This window comes from Streptococcus mitis (assembly GCF_000722705.1).
GTDB classification, from domain to species: Bacteria; Bacillota; Bacilli; order Lactobacillales; family Streptococcaceae; genus Streptococcus; species Streptococcus mitis_P.
In genome coordinates this window covers 433,208-450,870 of record NZ_JPFW01000008.1, presented here as the reverse complement: position 1 = coordinate 450,870, position 17,663 = coordinate 433,208, and the positions used below count along the sequence as shown (strand labels likewise).

At 43.0% G+C, this 17,663-nt stretch carries 14 protein-coding genes and 1 pseudogene; 10 read left to right on the top strand and 5 right to left on the bottom strand.

Going from position 1 to position 17,663, the window contains the following annotated elements:
* Nucleotides 1-380 precede the first annotated feature (380 nt).
* From pnp to SK642_RS07265, 7 genes are all read left to right on the top strand, one after another.
* On the top strand, nt 381-2,594 hold the full coding sequence (gene pnp, locus SK642_RS07295) for a polyribonucleotide nucleotidyltransferase (RefSeq protein WP_033684141.1): 2,214 nt from the start codon (nt 381-383) through the stop codon (nt 2,592-2,594).
* A 15-nt stretch (nt 2,595-2,609) separates the two neighbouring features.
* A complete protein-coding gene (gene cysE, locus SK642_RS07290) occupies nt 2,610-3,227 on the top strand; it encodes a serine O-acetyltransferase (protein ID WP_033684140.1) in 618 nt (205 codons plus the stop codon).
* Between the two features lie 11 nt (nt 3,228-3,238).
* Entirely contained in the window at nt 3,239-4,123 is an 885-nt protein-coding gene (locus SK642_RS07285; protein WP_033684138.1) for a GNAT family N-acetyltransferase, read from the top strand.
* Between the two features lie 82 nt (nt 4,124-4,205).
* Complete coding sequence (cysS, locus tag SK642_RS07280) at nt 4,206-5,549, top strand: cysteine--tRNA ligase (protein WP_033684258.1); 1,344 nt, start codon at nt 4,206-4,208, stop codon at nt 5,547-5,549.
* Complete coding sequence (locus SK642_RS07275) at nt 5,542-5,928, top strand: Mini-ribonuclease 3 (protein ID WP_033684137.1); 387 nt, start codon at nt 5,542-5,544, stop codon at nt 5,926-5,928. Before cysS ends, SK642_RS07275 begins: the two co-directional genes overlap by 8 nt.
* Nucleotides 5,929-5,931: 3 nt before the next feature.
* Complete coding sequence (locus SK642_RS07270) at nt 5,932-6,801, top strand: helix-turn-helix domain-containing protein (protein ID WP_033684136.1); 870 nt, start codon at nt 5,932-5,934, stop codon at nt 6,799-6,801.
* Nucleotides 6,802-6,912: 111 nt separating this feature from the next.
* Nucleotides 6,913-8,043 (top strand): ABC transporter ATP-binding protein, encoded by a 1,131-nt coding sequence (locus SK642_RS07265; RefSeq protein WP_000229956.1) that lies wholly within the window; start codon nt 6,913-6,915, stop codon nt 8,041-8,043.
* Between the two features lie 95 nt (nt 8,044-8,138).
* Here the strand turns inward: SK642_RS07265 and SK642_RS07260 are convergent.
* The 5 genes and pseudogenes from SK642_RS07260 to SK642_RS07240 all read right to left on the bottom strand — a co-directional run bounded on the left by SK642_RS07260 (nt 8,139) and on the right by SK642_RS07240 (nt 12,395).
* Nucleotides 8,139-9,329, bottom strand: a pseudogene (locus tag SK642_RS07260) (oxidoreductase).
* 143 nt (nt 9,330-9,472) lie between these two features.
* Nucleotides 9,473-10,132 carry an amino acid ABC transporter permease gene (locus SK642_RS07255; RefSeq protein WP_000443851.1) on the bottom strand — a complete coding sequence of 220 codons (660 nt, stop codon included), beginning with the start codon at nt 10,130-10,132 and terminating at the stop codon, nt 9,473-9,475.
* 9 nt (nt 10,133-10,141) lie between these two features.
* On the bottom strand, nt 10,142-10,819 hold the full coding sequence (locus tag SK642_RS07250; protein WP_033684135.1) for an amino acid ABC transporter permease: 678 nt from the start codon (nt 10,817-10,819) through the stop codon (nt 10,142-10,144).
* Nucleotides 10,820-10,831: 12 nt separating this feature from the next.
* Nucleotides 10,832-11,626, bottom strand: coding sequence for a transporter substrate-binding domain-containing protein (locus tag SK642_RS07245; protein ID WP_080708966.1), 795 nt, complete (start codon nt 11,624-11,626; stop codon nt 10,832-10,834).
* Nucleotides 11,627-11,636: 10 nt separating this feature from the next.
* Nucleotides 11,637-12,395: an amino acid ABC transporter ATP-binding protein gene (locus tag SK642_RS07240; RefSeq protein ID WP_001229571.1), complete on the bottom strand. Its 759-nt coding sequence runs from the start codon at nt 12,393-12,395 to the stop codon at nt 11,637-11,639.
* A 176-nt stretch (nt 12,396-12,571) separates the two neighbouring features.
* Between SK642_RS07240 and recJ the strand changes: the two genes are divergently transcribed.
* The 3 genes from recJ (at nt 12,572) to SK642_RS07225 (ending at nt 17,589) form a co-directional block, all read left to right on the top strand.
* Entirely contained in the window at nt 12,572-14,794 is a 2,223-nt protein-coding gene (gene recJ, locus SK642_RS07235; RefSeq protein WP_033684256.1) for a single-stranded-DNA-specific exonuclease RecJ, read from the top strand.
* A 287-nt stretch (nt 14,795-15,081) separates the two neighbouring features.
* Complete coding sequence (locus tag SK642_RS07230; RefSeq protein WP_033684134.1) at nt 15,082-16,743, top strand: ribonuclease J; 1,662 nt, start codon at nt 15,082-15,084, stop codon at nt 16,741-16,743.
* A gap of 66 nt (nt 16,744-16,809) precedes the next feature.
* A complete protein-coding gene (locus tag SK642_RS07225) occupies nt 16,810-17,589 on the top strand; it encodes an alpha/beta hydrolase (protein ID WP_033684133.1) in 780 nt (259 codons plus the stop codon).
* The last annotated feature ends 74 nt before the right edge of the window (nt 17,590-17,663 follow it).

The window sequence follows — 17,663 nt, the reverse complement described above, 5'->3', positions numbered from 1 at the left end:
GTGGTATCCTAGATGATAACAATATTATTATCTAAGACGGGATTTTTGAGAGTAAAATAGTTCGGGAAACTATTTTAGCCTGAGCATAGAAATGAAAAGGCGAAGTAATTAAAAATTACCATTGAAATTCCATTGGATTTCTAAAATTATCCACTGGATAATTTTATCTCCCGTCCTCACTATTTCAGGAAAATATCAAAAAGATACTTAATTGAATTTTGGCCTCATTTCTTAGGAAAAAAGATAAGCTTCCTAGCACTCATCGAGTGCGGCGTCACCTTCCTATTTTTCTACAGAAATGTTCGGCAAGCCGAACCGTCCAAAATATCTTGATCTTTGTAGGCAAGACGTATAATATTATCAATCCAAAGGGGATTAAAATGACAAAACAAGTGTTTCAAACGACTTTTGCGGGTCGTGAGTTAATTGTAGAGACTGGTCAGGTTGCTAAGCAAGCCAATGGCTCTGTTGTCGTACGTTACGGTGAGTCAACTGTCTTGACTGCTGCCGTTATGTCTAAGAAAATGGCAACTGGGGATTTCTTCCCTCTTCAAGTCAACTACGAAGAAAAAATGTATGCAGCTGGGAAGTTTCCTGGTGGCTTTATGAAACGTGAAGGACGTCCTTCAACGGATGCGACTTTGACAGCGCGTTTGATTGACCGTCCAATCCGTCCTATGTTTGCGGAAGGTTTCCGTAACGAAGTGCAAGTCATCAACACTGTGCTTTCTTATGATGAAAATGCCTCTGCACCAATGGCTGCTATGTTTGGTTCATCCTTGGCACTTTCTATCTCGGATATTCCATTCGACGGACCAATCGCTGGGGTGCAAGTGGGCTATGTAGATGGTCAAATCATCATCAATCCAAGTCAAGAACAAGCAGAGCAATCGCTACTTGAATTGACAGTAGCAGGTACCAAGCACGCCATCAACATGGTAGAGTCTGGTGCCAAAGAATTATCAGAAGAAATCATGTTGGAAGCCCTTCTTAAAGGGCACGAAGCTGTCAAAGAATTGATTGCCTTCCAAGAAGAAATCGTTGCAGCAGTTGGTAAAGAAAAAGCAGAAGTGGAATTGCTTCATGTAGATGCTGAATTACAAGCTGAAATCATCGCAGCCTACAACAGCGACCTCCAAAAAGCGGTTCAAGTAGAAGAAAAATTAGCTCGCGAAGCTGCAACTCAAGCAGTTAAAGACCAAGTAGCTGCTGTGTATGAAGAAAAATATGCGGACCATGAAGAATTCGACCGTATCATGCGTGATGTTGCTGAAATCTTGGAACAAATGGAACATGCTGAAGTGCGCCGCTTGATTACAGAAGACAAGGTGCGTCCTGATGGTCGTAAGGTCGATGAAATCCGTCCTTTGGATGCGGTTGTTGACTTCCTTCCTCGTGTGCACGGCTCTGGTCTCTTCACTCGTGGACAAACTCAGGCTCTTTCAGTCTTGACCTTGGCTCCGATGGGGGAAACTCAAATCATCGATGGTTTGGACCCAGAGTACAAGAAACGCTTTATGCACCACTATAACTTCCCACAATACTCTGTAGGGGAAACAGGTCGTTACGGTGCGCCTGGTCGTCGTGAAATCGGTCACGGTGCTCTCGGTGAGCGTGCCCTTGCTCAAGTCTTGCCAAGTTTGGAAGAATTCCCATATGCTATCCGATTGGTGGCAGAAGTCTTGGAATCAAATGGTTCTTCTTCTCAAGCTTCTATTTGTGCGGGAACTCTTGCCCTTATGGCTGGTGGTGTGCCAATCAAGGCGCCAGTAGCGGGTATTGCTATGGGACTTATCTCAGATGGGAATAACTATACAGTCTTGACAGATATTCAAGGTTTGGAAGACCACTTTGGTGACATGGACTTTAAGGTTGCAGGTACTCGTGACGGGATTACAGCCCTTCAAATGGATATCAAGATCCAAGGGATTACTGCAGAAATCTTGACTGAGGCTCTTGCCCAAGCCAAGAAAGCGCGTTTTGAAATCCTTGATGTGATTGAAGCAACCATTCCAGAAGTTCGTCCAGAATTGGCTCCAACTGCTCCGAAAATTGATACGATTAAGATTGATGTGGACAAGATTAAGATTGTCATCGGTAAGGGTGGAGAAACCATCGACAAGATTATCGCTGAAACAGGCGTTAAGATTGATATTGACGAAGAAGGAAATGTGTCTATCTACTCTAGCGACCAAGGTGCTATCAACCGTGCTAAAGAGATTATTGCTGGTTTGGTTCGTGAAGCTAAGGTGGATGAAGTTTACCGTGCTAAAGTCGTTCGTATCGAGAAATTTGGTGCCTTTGTTAACCTCTTTGATAAGACAGATGCCCTTGTTCATATCTCTGAGATGGCATGGACGCGTACCAATAATGTCGAAGACTTGGTAGCAATCGGGGATGAAGTTGATGTTAAGGTTATCAAGATTGATGAAAAAGGACGTGTGGATGCTTCTATGAAGGCCCTTCTTCCTCGTCCTCCAAAACCTGAACGTGATGAAAAGGGTGAGAAGTCTGAGCGTCCTCATCGACCACGTCATCACAAGGACCACAAACCTAAGAAAGAATTTACAGAAACACCAAAAGATTCAGAATAAGAAAAGGAGAAATGTATGGGATGGTGGCGCGAAACCATTGATATCGTAAAAGAAAATGATCCAGCGGCCCGCACCACTTTGGAGGTTTTGCTGACTTATCCAGGTGTCAAGGCCTTGGCGGCCCACCGTCTCTCCCATTTTCTCTGGAAGCATGGCTTCAAACTCCTGGCTCGTATGCACAGTCAGTTTTGGCGCTTTTGGACTCAGATTGAGATTCATCCAGGTGCCCAGATTGATTCAGGTGTTTTCATCGACCATGGCTCTGGTCTGGTGATTGGGGAGACAGCGATTGTTGAAAAAGGTGTTCTCCTTTATCACGGAGTGACTCTTGGTGGAACAGGGAAGGATGTTGGCAAACGCCATCCGACTGTACGAAAGGGAGCTCTGATATCCGCTCATGCCCAAGTTATCGGTCCAGTGGAAATTGGTGAAAATGCCAAGGTCGGTGCAGCAGCAGTCGTTGTGGCAGACGTACCTAGTGATGTGACGGTTGTCGGTATTCCTGCTAAGATTGTCCGAGTTCATGGACAGAAGGATGAGCCTGTCATTCACGAAGTCGAAGAAAGACGAGAGTACTATGTCAATAAACTCGAGCAGGCTAAAGAAGCCAGTCACAGATCATCTGGTTTGTAGAGGATACTTATATGATTCAAGCAAGAAATAAGTTGAGCCAAGAAGAGTTATCTGAGGTGAAAAAACTAATTGACTGTTGCCAAGCCTATGATGGAACTTATCGTGATCCCTATCTTTCTAACATGCTTAATTTTGACCCAAACATGCCCGCCTTTTTCCTTTATTATGAAAAAGGCGAACTTGTTGGTCTCTTAACTGTCTATGCAGATGATCAAGATGTAGAAGTGACGATACTGGTTCATCCAGATTATCGTCGTCAGGGAATTGCGCGTGCATTGGTTACTAGTTTTGAGAAAGAAACGGCTTCTTTTTCTATTAATTCAGTCACTTTTCAGACGGAACGTATTTTTCTAGAACGTCATCCTGATTTTGTCAATAACTGGGGATTGGTTGAGGATGAAGAGACAGAAACCTGGTTGGGTAAGGATAGAAGACCATATCCGTTAGCAAAACTTTCTAATCTTGAAGTTTTGTTAGCAGATAGTTCGTATCAAGAGCAAATTAGTCAATTAAAATTTCAGGCATTTTCAGAGGAACATGAATCGAGAGAAGTTGTAGATAGATATGTCGCCGAAGCTCTGAAGGATCCAGAAAGTCACCTATATATTTTATTAAAAGACAGTCAGGTTATTGGGACTTGCACGGTAGATTTATCGACTAATACGAATTACTTCTACGGTTTGGCAATATCGGAACCTGAACGTGGAAAAGGCTATGGAAGCTATTTGGCAAAATCCCTCGTCAACCAACTCATTGAGCAAAATGATAAGGAATTTCAGATTGCAGTAGAAGACAGCAACGTAGGTGCCAAGCGCTTGTATGAAAAAATTGGCTTTGTCAAACAGACACAGGTAGTTTATCTGAATGAGAAAGGAGCAAGGGATTCCGAAGTCTAGAGACATTCGGACTGAAATTCAATTGAACTCTTAGTGATGAAACTAACTGTTCTTGGATTTTAGCTTTCCTGACTATTATTTTATGATTAAAATTTACGACACCATGTCTCGTGATTTGCGAGAATTTGTCCCAATTGAGGACGGTAAGGTAAAGATGTATGTCTGTGGGCCTACGGTATATAACTATATCCATGTGGGGAATGCCCGTTCAACGGTGGCCTTTGATACCATTCGACGTTATTTTGAATACCGTGGGTATGAGGTTGCCTATATTTCCAATTTTACGGATGTGGATGATAAGATTATCAACCGTGCCAAGGAAGAAGGAATCACGCCTCAGGAGGTTGCGGACAAGTACATCGCTGCCTTTCGCGAGGATGTGACGGCCTTGGGTGTCAAACCTGCGACTCGCCATCCTCGTGTGGTGGAGTTTATGGCAGACATCATTCGTTTTGTGGAAGACTTGATTGAAAAAGGATTTGCCTACGAGAGCCAAGGAGATGTCTATTTTCGTGTGGAAAAATCTCACAACTATGCTAAATTGGCTAACAAAACCTTGGAAGATTTGGAATTAGGTGCTTCAGGTCGTACCGATGAAGAAACGGCACGTAAGGAAAATCCTGTGGACTTTGCCCTTTGGAAAGCTGCTAAATCAGGTGAGATTTCTTGGGATAGCCCTTGGGGACCTGGTCGTCCAGGCTGGCATATCGAGTGTTCAGTCATGTCGACAGAAATTTTAGGCGATACTATTGATATCCACGGTGGTGGAGCGGACCTTGAGTTTCCTCACCATACCAACGAAATTGCCCAGTCAGAAGCAAAAACAGGTAAGACCTTTGCTAACTACTGGATGCACAATGGCTTTGTCAATATCGATAATGTCAAGATGTCCAAGTCTTTGGGCAACTTTATCACTGTTCATGATGCCCTCAAAACTCTTGATGGGCAAGTGCTTCGTTTCTTCTTTGCAACTCAACACTATCGCAAGCCTATCAACTTTACGGAAAAGGCAGTGCGGGATGCGGAGACCAATCTCAAGTATCTAAAGAACACTTATGAGCAACCATTTACAGGAAATGTGGACGCCCAAGAGTTACAAGCATTTAAAGATAAGTTTGTAGCAGCTATGGATGAGGATTTCAACTCTGCCAACGGTATCACAGTCGTCTTTGAAATGGCTAAGTGGATTAACTCTGGCAACTATGATGCAAGTGTTAAGCAGGATCTTGCGAGTATGTTAGAAGTCTTTGGAATTGTCTTTGTTGAGGAAGTTTTGGATGCAGAGATTGAAGACTTGATCCAAAAACGCCAAGAAGCGCGTGCCAATCGTGACTTTGCTACAGCGGACCAAATCCGTGACCAATTGGCTGCTCAAGGAATTAAGCTCCTTGACACCAAGGATGGAGTGAGGTGGACACGTGATTGATGTCAATCTCATTAACGGGATTGCGCTAGCCTTTGAGGGGGATGCGGTGTATTCTATGTATATTCGCCGTCACCTCATTCTTAAAGGCATGACCAAACCCAATAAACTCCACCAAGAGGCGACCAAGTATGTGTCAGCTAAGGCTCAGGCACACTTGATTTCCCTTATGTTGGAGGAGCAAGTCCTGACGGAAAAAGAAGAAGAAATCTATAAACGTGGCCGCAATACCAATAGCCACACAAAGGCTAAAAATGCCGATGTGGTGACTTATCGCATGTCCACAGGTTTTGAGGCTGTGATGGGCTATCTCCATATGACTGAAAATCAGGAACGTCTTGAGAGCTTAATTTCATGGTGCATCCAAAAAGTGGAGGGCTAGGACATGATGGCAAAAGAACTACAAGACTGGTTTCCTGAGGCGCAGATTTCAGATCAACCAGTAGAGAAAGAGGGATACCTTACTCTCCCTTTAGCTTCTCAGCAGTGGATTTTGCTGGAGGAAGCTGGGCTCAGCGAGCGTGAAAAGCAGTTGATTTCTCTTTTGACCCAGCAGGAGCAGGCTCGTTCGCTCAATCCTTGGTATCCCTATCTGATTGAGGGGAAGGGACAGGCACCGCAAGCTTTCAAAAAGATTCAGCTGGTTTATTGCCATCTTTCCTATTTTCAGCAGGAAAATCTATCCTCTTGGCTGGATATGATGCGGACTCTTTTTCCCAACTGTCAGACGGTGCTTCAGGTCGGAGCTCAGGATTATGTTTTCGTGCTTCAACAAGATAAGTACACTTCTGTACGAGCTATTTTAAGTGATACAATTGAAGCGGTTGAGTATGACTTTGGACTTCGTCTCTCTATCATGTTGGGTCAGGTTTGGTCTCAGACGGTATATCAAGCCCTATCAGACTTGATCAAAGCGGAGCGGGATTTGTTTAAGACTTGGTGGCGTCAGGGTTACCAAGGTGTTCATACCTTTTCACAACTCTATCTTTGGAGCATGGGAGAAAGGCTCGTAGATCTGAGAGTCATTAAAGAATGCCTGCACCAGATGATCTTGGATCAGGATCAGATACAGGAAATTATTCTTTCTCTCTGGAAAAACAGTGCTGTTCTGACTAAAACAGCCCAACAACTCTACCTGCACCGCAATTCTCTTCAATACAAGATTGATAAATGGGAAGAATTGACAGGCCTGCAGTTGAAGGAATTGACCGACCTGACCTTGTGTTATCAGTTGATTTTACCAGATATTCTCTAAAGTTTTGTGCAAGTTGCACAGAACTTTTTTATTTTTTGGTCACCTTGCCATAGAAAAGTAAAGCGTTTTCATATATAATGAAACTATCAAAAGACAAAAGGAGTTCACCTCATGGTAGAATTAAATCTTAAAAATATTTACAAAAAATATCCAAACAGCGAACACTATTCAGTTGAAGATTTCAACTTGAACATCAAAGACAAAGAGTTCATCGTTTTCGTAGGACCTTCAGGATGTGGTAAATCAACTACTCTCCGTATGATTGCAGGTCTTGAAGACATCACAGAAGGTACTGCATCTATCGATGGCGTGGTTGTCAACGATGTGGCTCCAAAAGACCGTGACATCGCTATGGTATTCCAAAACTACGCTCTTTACCCACACATGACTGTTTATGACAACATGGCTTTCGGTTTGAAATTGCGTAAATACAGCAAGGAAGACATCGACAAACGTGTGCAAGAAGCAGCTGAAATCCTTGGATTGAAAGAATTCTTGGAACGTAAACCTGCTGACCTTTCAGGTGGTCAACGTCAACGTGTTGCCATGGGTCGTGCCATTGTCCGTGATGCAAAAGTATTCTTGATGGACGAACCTTTGTCAAACTTGGATGCCAAACTTCGTGTATCAATGCGTGCTGAAATCGCTAAAATCCACCGTCGTATCGGAGCTACAACTATCTATGTAACTCACGACCAAACAGAAGCGATGACACTTGCAGACCGTATTGTTATCATGTCAGCAACTAAGAACCCTGCTGGTACAGGTACTATCGGACGTGTAGAACAAATTGGTTCTCCTCAAGAAGTTTACAAAAACCCAGTTAACAAATTCGTAGCAGGATTTATTGGAAGCCCAGCTATGAACTTCATCAATGTGAAATTGGTTGGTAGCGAAATTGTTTCAGACGGTTTCCGTTTGAAAGTTCCAGAAGGCGCTTTGAAAGTTCTTCGTGAAAAAGGTTACGAAGGTAAAGAATTGATCTTCGGTATCCGTCCAGAAGACGTGAATGCAGAGGAAGCATTCCTTGAAACATTCCCAGATTCAGTAGTAAAAGCTACCATCTCTGTATCAGAATTGCTTGGTTCAGAATCTCACCTTTACTGCCAAGTTGGTAAAGACGAATTCGTTGCTAAAGTTGATGCTCGTGACTACTTGCAAACAGGTGCAACAGTTGAACTTGGATTTGACTTGAACAAAGCACACTTCTTCGATGTAGAAACTGAAAGAACAGTTTACTAAGATAAAGAAAATCAAAACACTGCTAGAAATCTGGCGGTGTTTTTTGGCGATTGAATAGAAAAAACTCCTGGGAAATTCCAGGAGAGTATGAGTGGTTATTTGAACTTGAATCCTTCGTAAATAAGCTCTGCTTTTGGATTTTGTTTCTTAATCTGTTTGGCAAGTGACTTCATCATAGAAAGAGGACCACACATATAGACGCTTGCATGTTCGGGTACTTCTTCTTGATCAAAATTAAGATAGCCATCTTTCCTACTGTCTACTAGATGGAGTTCAAAATTAGGATTTTTCTGAGCATAGTCACGGAGTAAATCTAGATAGACTGCATTTTCCTCACCACGGAAGCTATAGTAGAAGTGAACCTGTTTATCCAAAATAGGATGTTCACGGATGTAAGAGATGAAGGGGGTAATCCCAATACCTCCAGCAATCCAAACCTGATTTTCTCGTCCTTGGTTGATAATCATGTGCCCGTAAGCTCTATCTACGCTTACTTTGCTGCCGACTTGAAGATTGTCATAGATATTCTTGGTATGGTCGCCTGAATTTTTGACAGTAAAGTAAAGAGTTTGGCCGTGACCGCCTGAGATAGAAAAGGGATGTGGAGCACTTTCAAAGCCTTCTTGGAAAATCTTTAGAAAGGCAAATTGACCTGATTGATAGTTGAAAGGTCTGCTAAGATGGATTTGAATTTCTCTAGTATCGTGATTTAAGCGTTTGAGATGGGTAATTTTCCCTAGATAGGGGAAGCCAATCTTTTGATATAGAAAAATAATATAAAAACCAGCTAGCAAGCCTAAAAGGGAATAGCTACCAACAAGAAAACTTAGGAGACTGAATGTGAGGAGGTGATTGCCCATGATCATGTAGACATGAAAGAGTCCAAAAATATAGGCTAGGTAAACTAGGCGGTGAATCCATCGCTAAGCTTCGTATTGGATGTATTTTCCTAAATAGGCGACAAGGATGATGCTGACAAAGATATAGAGAGCAAGATTGCCAAACTGAGCGGCTAAGCGAGAGCCCCACAAACCGCCCATACTGAAGTTATGAAAGATTAGTAGGATAATGGAGAGAAAGGCTGTGAATTTGTGGACAGTATAGACCTTCTCCAAACCGTGAAACCAGCTTTCTAGTAGTGGGAGACGAGTGGCTAGAATAAAAGTCAGTGATAGGCTTGTTAAAGCTAGTCCTGGGATCATGAATTGGGGAGAAGTGTTCATCCAAGTCAACATAGTCAAGATAAAACTAGCTATGATAAAGAGTATTCCTTTGAGTGATTTCATAAAAAAATTCCATTTCATTTAGATTTCGATTTGTTGTAAATAAATTTGTTACATTTTATCATAGAAAAAGTATGGTGTCAAATTGAGGTCTATAAATATCTACTCTCATCAAAAAACTCTCCAATGTACTTGGAGAGCTGTTTTTATTCTGCAGCTTGTTGCCAACGTTTTGCTAGCATATGTGACAGGCTAGAGATTGCTAGGTTAAAGCTGAAGTAGATGAGGGCAATCAGGATATAAAGACTGAAGACCTGCTCTGGTTCGAAATAACGGCCCATGAGAATTTGGCTGGCTCCAAAGAGTTCTTGTAGGGCGATAACAGAGTAAAGCAGACTGGTATCCTTAATCACGGTCACAAACTGAGAAATGATGGCTGGCAGCATTTTACGAATAGCTTGTGGAAGAATGATGTGGTAGAGGATTTGTGCAGAAGTAAATCCTTGTGACATTCCTGCTTCGTACTGCCCCTTGTCCACGGCATTGAGGCCGCCTCGGATAATCTCAGCCAAGGCTGCTGAGGTAAAGAGAGTAAAGGCAGTGATACCAGCTGGAGTGGACTTCATCTTGAACACTAAAAAGATAGTGAAAATCCAGAGAAGGTTGGGAACATTACGTACAAATTCGATGTAAATGCTGGAAATAATACGCAAGATAGGATTTTTCCCATTTCTCATGACCGCTAGAACTGTACCGATAAGTGTAGAGAGGACGATGGCAATCAGAGAAATGTAGAGGGTCAAGCCAAATCCTTTAAAGATAAAGATTAGGTTATCTGGGGTCAAAACTTCTAAAATGGATTCCATAGTAACCTCCTAAAGTGAATAGGCTTTTTTGTTGGCTTGCTCCATCTTGCGACCAAACTGGGCAACAGGGAAGCAAAGAGAAAAGTAGAGCAGGGCAGCGCCTAGAAAGGCTGGAATGTAGTTTCCGTTAAGAGCTGACCAGGACTTGGTCACAAACATCAAGTCCACTCCAGAAATGATAGCGACTGTCGAGGTGTTCTTGATGAGGTTGACGATTTGGTTGGTCAAAGGAGGGAGAATGATACGAAAGGCCTGAGGTAAGATAATCAAGCGCATGGCACTGATATAGGTAAATCCTTGTGACAAGGCAGCCTCCATTTGACCGCTAGGAATAGACTGAATGCCTGAGCGAATCACCTCGGCGATATAGGCGCCGTGATAGAGACCCACGCAGAGAACAGCCGTCCAATAAATCGGAATCATGATGATATGGTCACTGATAAGAGGTAGACCATAAAAAACGATAACAAACTGCACCAAGAGGGGAGTGTTTTGATAAAATTCGACAAAGACGCGAGCTAAAATACGCAAAATAGGACGTTTGCTGCTTGACATGGCTCCAAAGAAGATGCCCAAAACCATGGCTAGGATAAGGGATCCGATTGCTAGGGCAAGGGTGAAGAGGAAACCATTGAAAAATTGTCCAAAATCCTGAAAATAGGCTGTCCAAGATGATAAATCTGTCATAGGGTGTCCTCCTTAATCTGCAGTATGGCTAGATGGTTTGAGCTTGTAACGATCATAAAGTTTTTGCAAACTACCATCCTTGCTCCATTTAGTAACCAAGTTATCAAGATAGTCGTTGAGCTCTGTATTTGATTTCTTGGTAACGATACCGTAGTCAGATGGCTTGAAACTATCGTCCAGTAGTACTGTCCGTTTGCTGATGTAGCCAGATAGAATCGAGCGGTCAACGGAAAATGCATCGATACGATGGGCGTGAAGGGAAGTGATCAATTCTGGGTAGGAACCAAGTTCGACGAATTTAAAGGTTAGACCTTTCTTTTTACCCAGTTCAGTAATCAAGCGCTGAGTAATGGAACCTTGGGCAACTCCGATGGTTTTACCATTTAGATCCTCAATGCTTTGGATCTTGGCAGATTTATTGACCAAAAAGCCAGAAGCGTCCGTGTAGTAGGGACTGGTAAAGTTATAGAGTTTTTTGCGCTCGTCTGTGATGGTAAAGGTCGCGATATCCATATCGACCTGTTCATTGTCTAGAAGGGGGCCACGGGTTTGCGCGGTAACAGGCACATAGCGAACCTTGACCTTGAGCTCATCTGCAACCATCTTGGCCAAGTCAGTTTCGATACCAGAATAAGTCCCTGTCTTGGGGTCCTTGTAACCAAAATTAGGAACGTCTTGTTTGACACCAACAACTAGCTCGCCTCTCTTTTGAATATCTGCGACACTAGTATCAGCCTGAACTGGTTTTGCAGTAGTAAGGCCGAAAAGGCTAATCAATAATGCTGATAAAAAGAATTTCTTTTTCATAGGCGCCTCCTTATTTGACTTTGTCACTTTCATGGTTGATAATTTTGCTGAGGAATTGTTGGGCACGAGGCTCGCTTGGATTGTCGAAAAAGTCATCGACATCTGTCGTATCCACCAAAACTTCTCCGTCAGCCATAAAGATGATGCGGTCAGCAACTTCACGGGCAAAGCCCATTTCATGGGTAACGACAATCATATTCATACCCTCATGCGCCAATTTTTGCATAACAGCCAGAACGTCGCCGATGGTTTCAGGGTCAAGAGCAGATGTTGGTTCATCAAAGAGGAGTAGCTCAGGATGCATGGCGAGTCCGCGTGCGATGGCAATCCGTTGTTTTTGTCCACCAGAAAGCATGGCTGGATAAGAATCTTTCTTGTCCCACATATTTACAAATTCCAGATATTTTTGGGCTGTCTTTTCAGCTTCTTTTTTATCAATTCCTAGAACTTTTATGGGTGCGAGTGTTACGTTTTCTAACACTGTTTTGTGTGGGTAGAGGTTGAAATGCTGGAAAACCATGCCGACTTCCTTGCGAAGAGGCACTAAATCTTTCTGGCTGGCACCAGCAACTTGGTGACCGTTGACTAGAAGACTTCCCTTGTCGACAGCCTCTAAACCATTGATGGTACGGATCAGAGTGGATTTCCCAGAACCAGAAGGGCCAAGGAGGACAACAACTTGTCCTTTTTCAAAACGGAGATTGATATCACGGAGTGCGTGGTAGTCTCCGTAATATTTTTCGACGTGTTCAAATTCTACTAAAGCCATAAAGAATCTCCTTTGTGTTAGATTTTATAACACGATTCTACACCAAAAGAATGGCCTTGTCAAATCATATCTGAAAAAATTCATTAAAATTTTATAAAAAAGCAATCTGGATAGAGAAAAAGCCTAAATCATGTTATAATGAAGCAATAGAATTCTTAGAAAGAGTGGATGTCTTTTTGATAACACCTACTTATGAATGGCAGTTTGCCCCGCAGGTAGAAGATGCGGATTTTACAAAGATAGCCAAGAAGGCTGGATTGGGTCCTGAGGTGGCTCGGTTATTATTTGAGAGAGGGATTCAGGACCAAGAAAGTCTGAAGAAGTTTTTAGAACCTTCCTTGGAGGACTTGCACGACCCTTATCTGCTCCATGATATGGACAAGGCAGTGGAACGGATTCGTCAGGCCATTGAAGAAGGGGAAAGTATTCTCGTTTATGGAGACTACGATGCGGATGGCATGACTTCGGCTTCGATTGTGAAGGAAAGTTTGGAACAGCTTGGTGCTGAGTGCCGTGTTTACTTGCCAAATCGTTTCACTGATGGCTATGGACCTAATGCCAGTGTCTATAAATACTTTATCGAGCAAGAAGGGATTTCCTTGATAGTGACAGTGGATAATGGGGTTGCGGGTCATGAGGCGATTGAACTCGCCCAGTCTATGGGAGTGGATGTCATTGTGACCGACCACCATTCCATGCCTGAAACCCTGCCAGATGCCTATGCGATTGTCCATCCTGAACATCCAGATGCGGACTATCCTTTCAAATATTTGGCTGGTTGTGGAGTGGCCTTCAAGCTGGCTTGTGCCCTTTTAGAAGAAGTGCAAGTGGAACTGCTTGACTTGGTCGCTATCGGAACTATTGCCGATATGGTGAGCCTGACGGATGAAAATCGTATCTTGGTTCAATATGGTTTAGAAATGTTGGACCATACTCAGCGCATCGGTCTGCAAGAAATGCTAGATATGGCTGGGATTGCTGCCAACGAAGTAACAGAAGAAACGGTTGGCTTCCAGATTGCTCCTCGTTTAAATGCCTTGGGGCGCTTGGACGATCCCAATCCCGCCATCGATTTGCTGACTGGATTTGATGATGAAGAAGCGCATGAGATTGCCCTCATGATTCATCAGAAAAACGAAGAGCGCAAGGAAATCGTTCAGTTAATCTATGAAGAAGCTAAGACCATGGTGGATTCTGAGAAGAAGGTGCAGGTCTTGGCTAAGGAAGGCTGGAATCCTGGGGTTCTAGGAATCGTGGCTGGTCGTTTGTTGGAAGAGCTGGGGCAGACAGTCATCGTTCTTAATATAGAAGACGGTCGTGCCAAGGGAAGTGCTCGTAGTGTGGAAGCAGTCGATATTTTTGAAGCCCTAGATCCCCGTCGAGACCTCTTTATCGCCTTTGGAGGCCATGCAGGTGCAGCAGGTATGACGCTGGAAGTTGAGAAGCTTTCAGATTTATCTCAGGTCTTGGAAGATTATGTCCGTGAAAAAGGTGCAGATGCTGGTGGCAAAAATAAGTTAAATCTAGATGAAGAGCTGGATTTGGAGACTTTGAGCCTTGAAACAGTCAAGAACTTTGAACGTTTAGCTCCTTTTGGCATGGACAATCAGAAACCTGTCTTTTATATTAAGGATTTTCAGGTCGAAAGTGCCCGTACCATGGGGGCAGGCAATGCCCATCTCAAATTGAAAATCTCTAGGGGTGAGGCTAGTTTTGAAGTGGTGGCATTCGGTCAAGGTAGATGGGCAACAGAATTTGCTCAAATCAAGAATCTAGAGTTGGCAGTCAAATTGTCTGTCAACCAATGGAATGGCCAAACTGCTCTCCAGTTGATGATGGTGGATGCGCGTGTGGAGGGGGTTCAACTCTTTAACATCCGTGGGAAGAATGCAGTCTTGCCAGAAGGAGTTCCAGTCTTGGATTTTGCTGGGGAAGTGCCGGATTTAGCGACTAGTGACACGGTTGTTGTGAAAACAATTCCTGAGGATATTACCCTTCTGAAGACCATTTTTCAGGAACAGCATTTCTCTGCGGTCTATTTCAAAAATGACATTGATAAGGCCTATTATCTGACAGGTTATGGGACTAGAGAGCAGTTTGCTAAATTGTACAAGACCATTTACCAGTTTCCAGAGTTTGATATTCGCTATAAGCTGAAGGATTTGGCTACTTATCTTAATATTCAACAAATCTTGCTGGTCAAGATGATTCAAGTATTCGAAGAACTAGGCTTTGTGACGATCAAAGATGGTGTTATGACAGTCAATAAAGAAGCGCCAAAGAGAGAGATAGGAGAAAGTCAGATTTACCAAAATCTCAAACAAACCGTTAAAGACCAAGAAATGATGGCGCTGGGTACCGTGCAAGAAATTTATGACTTTTTAATGGAAAAAGAGTAGACGTAGGAAAGAGTTGGGCAACCAGCTCTTTTTTGAAAACAAATCTTCATTTTGAAAATCATCAAAAAAATGGTATAATGGTAGGAAAAGATTCGGCTAATACTCAATGAAAATCAGAGAGCAAACTAGGAAGCTAGCCGCAGCTTGCTCAAAACACTGTTTTGAGGTTGCAGATGGAAGCTGACGTGGTTTGAAGAGATTTTCGAAGAGTATAAAAGTAATAGTGCTTTTAGAATAAAAGGGTGAGCAACCCTATAATCAAGATAAATTAAGCTTTCGGAGGAAAAATGAGTAATATCAGTTTAACAACACTTGGTGGTGTACGTGAAAATGGGAAAAATATGTATATCGCTGAAATCGATGGGTCTATTTTCGTTTTGGATGCAGGTCTGAAATACCCTGAAAATGAACAACTAGGGGTGGACGTCGTTATTCCAAATATGGACTACCTTTTTGAAAATAGCGACCGTATCGCTGGGGTCTTCTTGACCCACGGCCATGCGGATGCCATTGGTGCTCTGCCTTATCTCTTGGCTGAAGCCAAGGTACCTGTATTTGGCTCTGAGTTGACCATTGAGTTGGCAAAACTCTTTGTTAAAGGAAATGATACGGTTAAGAAATTCAATGATTTCCATGTCATCGATGAGGATTCGGAGATTGATTTTGGAGGGACTGTGGTGTCCTTCTTCCGTACGACCCACTCTATTCCAGAAAGTCTAGGTGTGGTCTTGAAGACAGCTGAAGGTAGTATCGTTTATACAGGTGACTTCAAATTTGACCAGACAGCTAGTGAATCCTATGCGACAGACTTCGCTCGTTTGGCAGAAATCGGTCGTGACGGAGTTTTAGCTCTGCTCAGTGATTCAGCCAATGCAGATAGCAATGTTCAGGTGGCTAGCGAAAGTGAAGTTGGGGATGAAATTACCCAAACCATTGCGGACTGGGAGGGACGTATCATCGTTGCAGCAGTAGCCAGCAACCTCTCTCGTATCCAGCAGGTGTTTGACGCTGCGGATGAGACAGGTCGTCGTGTGGTTTTGACAGGGTTTGATATTGAAAATATCGTCCGTACTGCTATTCGTCTCAAGAAATTGTCTCTAGCTAACGAGAGTCTTTTGATTAAGCCAAAAGATATGTCTCGCTTTGAAGACCATGAGTTGATTATCCTTGAGACAGGTCGTATGGGTGAGCCTATCAATGGTCTTCGCAAGATGTCGATTGGTCGCCACCGTTATGTGGAAATCAAGGACGGTGACCTAGTCTATATCGTAACGACTCCATCTATCGCCAAAGAAGCAGTTATGGCGCGTGTGGAAAACATGATTTACCAAGCTGGCGGGGTTGTCAAACTGATCACCCAAAGCTTGCGCGTGTCAGGTCATGGAAATGCGCGTGATTTGCAGTTGATGATTAATCTCTTGCAACCTAAGTATCTCTTCCCAATTCAAGGGGAATACCGTGAGTTAGATGCCCATGCTAAGGCTGCTATGGCAGTTGGAATGTTGCCAGAACGTATTTTTATCCCTAAAAAGGGAACCAGCATGGCTTATGAGAATGGAGACTTTGTCCCAGCTGGAGCAGTTTCAGCAGGGGATGTCTTGATTGATGGAAATGCCATCGGTGATGTTGGCAATGTAGTCCTTCGTGACCGTAAGGTCTTGTCAGAGGATGGCATTTTCATCGTAGCAATTACCGTTAACCGTCGTGAGAAGAAAATCGTGGCCAAGGCTCGTGTTCATACGCGTGGATTTGTTTATCTCAAGAAGAGTCGCGATATTCTCCGTGAAAGTTCAGAATTGATTAACCAAACGGTAGAAGACTATCTTCAAGGAGATGATTTTGACTGGGCAGATCTTAAAGGGAAGGTTCGTGATAATCTGACCAAGTATCTCTTTGACCAAACCAAACGTCGTCCAGCTATTTTACCAGTAGTCATGGAAGCGAAATAATTGTTAAAATAAATAGAGAGAAAGTCGAGTTTCGGCTTTTTCTTATAGAAAAATAGAGGAAAAAATATGGCAGTAATGAAAATCGAGTATTACTCACAAGTTTTGGATATGGAGTGGGGAGTGAATGTCCTCTACCCTGATGCCAATCGAGTGGAAGAACCAGATTGTAAAGATATTCCCGTCTTGTACCTTTTGCATGGGATGTCTGGCAACCATAATAGTTGGCTCAAGCGGACCAATGTAGAACGCTTGCTTCGGGGGACTAATCTCATCGTCGTCATGCCCAATACCAGTAATGGTTGGTACACCGATACCCAGTATGGTTTTGATTATTACACAGCTCTGGCAGAGGAATTGCCACAGGTTCTGAAACGCTTCTTCCCTAATATGACAAGTAAGCGTGAAAAGACCTTTATCGCTGGTCTCTCTATGGGAGGCTACGGCTGCTTTAAATTGGCTCTTGCTACAAATCGTTTTTCCCATGCAGCAAGCTTTTCAGGCGCCCTCAGCTTTCAAGATTTTTCTCCTGAAAGCCAAAACTTGGGAACACCAGCTTACTGGAGAGGTGTGTTTGGGGAGATTAAAGATTGGACAGCTAGCCCCTATTCTCTTGAAAGTCTGGCTAAAAAATCGGATAAAAATACCAAGCTGTGGACTTGGTGTGGGGAACAGGATTTCTTGTATGAAGCCAATAATCTAGCAGTGAAAAATCTCAAAAAACTAGGTTTTGATGTGACCTATAGCCATAGCGCTGGAACTCACGAATGGTACTACTGGGAAAAACAATTGGAACGTTTTTTAGCAACCCTACCAATCGAATTCAAATTAGAAGAGAGATTAAGCTAGTTTAGTTTGTATTACTCTTTCAATAACCATGTCTTCTATGGAATAGAAACTAAAATATGTTTTTACTAGACTTT